The sequence below is a fragment of the Moorena sp. SIO4E2 genome (assembly GCF_010671945.1).
Classification (GTDB): Bacteria; Cyanobacteriota; Cyanobacteriia; order Cyanobacteriales; family Coleofasciculaceae; genus Moorena; species Moorena producens.
In genome coordinates, this window is the sequence record NZ_JAAHIE010001207.1 from 1 (window position 1) to 1,432 (window position 1,432).

At 39.1% G+C, this 1,432-nt stretch carries 1 protein-coding gene; it reads left to right on the forward strand.

All coding sequences use genetic code 11. From position 1 onward, the window contains the following. Positions 1-308 precede the first annotated feature (308 nt). Positions 309-482: a hypothetical protein gene (locus tag F6K37_RS42245; protein WP_502887840.1), complete on the forward strand. Its 174-nt coding sequence runs from the start codon at positions 309-311 to the stop codon at positions 480-482. The last annotated feature ends 950 nt before the right edge of the window (positions 483-1,432 follow it).

Here is a 1,432-nt window from a genome sequence, read left to right on the forward strand (position 1 = left end):
GTCATACTAAGCAGATTTAGCTAGTAAAGGTTCTACGGTCTGGGATGATTCACCCACCTGCTCTAAAATCTCAATCAATTCCCGTTCAAAGGTGACCAAGACGGTAATAGTATGCCTCCGCAAGCTCTTTTAATTACCCGATTTTTAAACATAGAATGCATAAATTTATTGATGCTATAAAAAAGGCGATACGTCAATTTTTTTTAATTTATTCTCAAATAACCTCCAAAAAAAAATATCAAAACCCTTGATAAATACGCTTATAATCATTACCATAATTAATATAAACGTAATTAAGTTTTTTACTCATGTCTACAGACTTTATTCCGAATCAAAACAATAATCCCAAGAAACAACGTATTAAGTCCATTAAGGGTTCTCCTGAAGCAGTAATTAATACTATTTACGGCCTTTGTGCATTGGGGTATGCAAAGGTTCCGACTGGAGCCCTTTGCAGCCGACCGGGATTCCAGGGCAAGTAATTAGTTTTGCAACCAAGTCTTCAACTTGGCGTTAAGACGTTAAATTTCTGGGGGGGTTTCCCCCCTGCTCTGATCCCGTAGGATCACATCCGGATTGATTCGGAAACTGATAGACATGACAATTGCGTTTACAGCACTGAAATAGCCTAGGTGCGCTTTCCGCATTAAGAATTAAATTCGCCACGGGTCGCACCTGTAGATAGTATTTCTACGGCTATTTTCTTTTGCTTTTAATTTAATCCAATCGACAAGCTATCAAGAAAATGTTTTTTTTTCGGGAAAGACTTAGGGAAAGTTAACTCTTCTTTGATGCCAACAATGAACACCCGTTACCGCTGTTGAGTAATGCCACAATCGGCGGCATCAACTAATCGAAAAACTACCGGGTATTTAACCCCGTCATAGTTACCTGACGAAGGGAGTTTTTCTAGTATCATCAGAGTCTCCTCCCAGTCTTTCCAATCCTTCGTTATTTTAACTAACACAACGGCATAGTTACTCCGGAAGAGCCCTATAAATATCGGAAAAATGGGCTGGTTTTTGTAAAGTTTTGTTTAAAACTTTAACACTTTGGCCATTCGTCTATAGTAGAATAACAATGGTTCGTTCACGACTTGGCAATAATGGCGATCGCATAACGAATACTAGGGATTTGCCAGCCCTACCTTGATCACTAAAAGCTAAATTTTTCGATTAACTTACCCGATAATGTGGTATGACTATATAATCTAATTCGGTGCTCTGACTTCCAACGCACAATCACTCACTGATCGCGCTTAGTTAAAATGGGAATACCGTGACCTAATAAGCACCTGGCTCGAGCACAAACTCAGCCAAGTTACGAGCCGTGAGTAAGCGTTGGAATTCAACTACTTCTTTGGCTTTACTGTGGATTGACAACTTGATTGTTGAATTCTTGGTATCTGAATTTTTTGAACTGCTTGTATTGG

Excerpts from the sequence above, each read along its gene's own strand:
- F6K37_RS42245 (WP_502887840.1), top strand. The coding sequence starts at position 309 with ATGTCTACAGACTTTATTCCGAATCAAAACAATAATCCCAAGAAACAA.